Raw genomic sequence first — 1,058 nt, 5'->3', positions numbered from 1 at the left:
AGCGACCTGATGCTCCGGGCTGCCCGCGACGGAGCCGGACTTGCCTATCTGAACGAATGGCAGGTCGGGGACGACGTTGCCGCCGGAAGGCTGGAGCAGGTCCTCTCAGATTGGACCCCGCCATATCCGGGACTGTGTCTCTACTATCCCGGCAGACGCAACATCCCGGCGAAGCTGCGCCGGTTTATCGACTTGATCAAGGCGCTACGGGATTGAATGGACGTTGAGAGACCTCCTTCGATTTAGGGGATTGCTCATCGGGTCGGTACGAAACTCATCCGTGATCTCGGCGCTTTCGGCACTATTGCACCCAGCGTAACGGTCCAATACCAAACATGAGTATTCAGCCGCGCGATCGCGCATTGCATCCTGTGTTCACAGATCGGGAATGGACCCGGCCTTCAATCAGGAGCGAACTCATGAAACTTTATCACCATCCCCTGTCAGGTCACGCTCACCGTGCCCGTCTATTCCTTTCGCTGCTTGGACTTCCGCATGAACTGGTCGAGGTTGATCTGAAGGCCGGCGCCCATAAGCAGCCTGACTTCCTCAAGATGAACCCCTTCGGCCAGGTGCCGGTGCTGGCGGATGGCGATGTCTTCATCTCTGATTCGAATGCGATCCTGGTTTACCTCGCTAAAAAGTCGGGTCAGACGGAATGGCTTCCGGAAGACGCAAAAGGGGCGGCTGAGGTCCAGCGCTGGCTTTCGGTTGCGGCAGGCGAGATCGCTTACGGACCGGCTGCTGCCCGTCTGGTGACGGTCTTCGGCGCCAAGTTCAATCCGGAAGAGGTCATTGACCGTGCACACACCATCCTTGGCCGGATCGAGAGCCAGCTGCAAGGGCGGGAATGGCTTGTGGGCAATCACCCGACGATTGCCGATGTCGCGATCTACAGCTACGTCGCGCGGGCCCCGGAAGGCAATGTTGATCTGAGCGCCTATCCGTCCATCAATGCTCTGCTGCGCCGGGTCGAACAACTTCCAGGCTTCGTCGACTTCGTCAAGACGCCGGTCGGCCTTGCCGCCTGAGCCTCGACAGGGTGTGCGATACGTCGC

The 1,058-nt window shown here is 59.4% G+C and carries 2 protein-coding genes; both read left to right on the top strand.

What is annotated here, in order from left to right:
- The coding region (locus FS804_RS24660) for a LysR substrate-binding domain-containing protein (protein ID WP_246665958.1) at window positions 1-216 on the top strand (216 nt) is incomplete at its 5' end.
- A gap of 203 nt (window positions 217-419) precedes the next feature.
- Window positions 420-1,031 carry a glutathione S-transferase family protein gene (locus FS804_RS24655; protein WP_144579348.1) on the top strand — a complete coding sequence of 204 codons (612 nt, stop codon included), beginning with the start codon at window positions 420-422 and terminating at the stop codon, window positions 1,029-1,031.
- The last annotated feature ends 27 nt before the right edge of the window (window positions 1,032-1,058 follow it).

The sequence above is a fragment of the Agrobacterium sp. DE0009 genome (assembly GCF_007680755.1).
In the GTDB taxonomy this organism is placed as follows: Bacteria; Pseudomonadota; Alphaproteobacteria; order Rhizobiales; family Rhizobiaceae; genus Agrobacterium; species Agrobacterium tumefaciens_B.
The sequence above is the reverse complement of the archived record's forward strand: the minus strand, read 5'-3'. Positions and strand labels throughout refer to the sequence as shown.